The sequence below is a fragment of the Vibrio sp. Vb1574 genome (genome assembly GCF_033338675.1).
Genome location: NZ_JAWOTC010000298.1, coordinates 1 through 1,227, shown reverse-complemented (window position 1 = coordinate 1,227; position 1,227 = coordinate 1). Strand labels below are relative to the sequence as shown.

General features: G+C 47.9%; 1 protein-coding gene and 1 pseudogene. Both read left to right on the top strand.

The window, feature by feature from the left end:
* Nucleotides 1-940, top strand: a pseudogene (gene phoR, locus R7O12_RS25690) (phosphate regulon sensor histidine kinase PhoR); the annotation flags it as partial.
* Nucleotides 940-1,227: substrate-binding domain-containing protein (locus R7O12_RS25685; protein WP_411913098.1), on the top strand; the 288-nt coding region annotated here is incomplete at its 3' end. The pseudogene phoR and the gene R7O12_RS25685, both read left to right, overlap by 1 nt.

Here is a 1,227-nt window from a genome sequence, read left to right as displayed (position 1 = left end):
TGTTTGGTGTAACCGATTAGCTCAACACCTGTTAGGCTTCCATTGGCCAGAAGATTCCGGTCAACCTATCTCGAACCTGATTCGAACTCCAGATTTCATCAAGTACCTCAATAAAAAAGATTTCTCTGAACCGCTAGAAATGCGCTCGCCGTTGAATGTCGAACGTATGTTAGAACTGCGTATCGTGCCTTACACTGAAGGTGAACACCTGATGGTGGTGCGTGACGTGAGCCAACTTAAGCAACTTGAAGGAATGCGTCGTAACTTCTTCGCCAACGTTTCTCATGAGCTACGCACTCCGATGACCGTACTACAAGGTTATCTGGAGATGACGGAAGACCCAGATATGATCGTCGGCCCGATGTGGACTAAAGCGCATGGGGTGATGACGGAGCAGCTTAACCGCATGAACAGCTTAGTGAATCAACTTCTTACCTTATCTAAGATTGAAGCCGCGCCGATGCATGAGTTGGAAGATGTCGTAAACGTGCCAGCAATGCTTGAAGTATTAGAGAAAGAAGCGATCAGCTTAAGTGGTGATGACCAACATAAACTCACGTTTGATGTCGATACCAGCCTTCGTGTGCTTGGAGATGATGACCAATTGCGCAGCGCGATCTCCAACCTTGTTTACAACGCAGTGAAGTACACTCCTCCGGGAGCCAATATTCATGTTCGTTGGTATCAAACCGCACAAGGTGCGTGCCTTGAAGTTGAAGACAGTGGTGATGGTATTGAGCCACAACACTTGCATCGACTGACTGAGCGTTTCTACCGAGTTGATAAAGCACGATAACGCGATACGGGTGGCAGTGGTTTAGGCTTGGCAATTGTGAAACATGCGTTGAGCCATCATGACTCACACCTGGAAATTCAAAGTGAAGTCGGTGTAGGAAGCAAGTTCTCGTTCGTACTTCCAAGTCGTTTAGTGGTGAAATAATGGGACGTCGAGTCAGTAAAGCCATCGCTTGTATCGCGCTTATTTGTTCGAGTATGGCGGTTGCTCAAGATAAGCCATTACCGAACTACCATAAAACCACTGGCATTGTTGGTAACTTGCTTTCGGTAGGCTCAGACACTTTGGCGGGGATGACCACACTTTGGGTGGAAGAGTTTAAATCCATTTACCCCAACATCAACGCGCAAGTTCAAGCTTCAGGCTCGTCAACGGCGCCACCTGCTTTAACAGAGCAAACGGCGCAGTTTGGTCCAATGAGCCGCCCGATG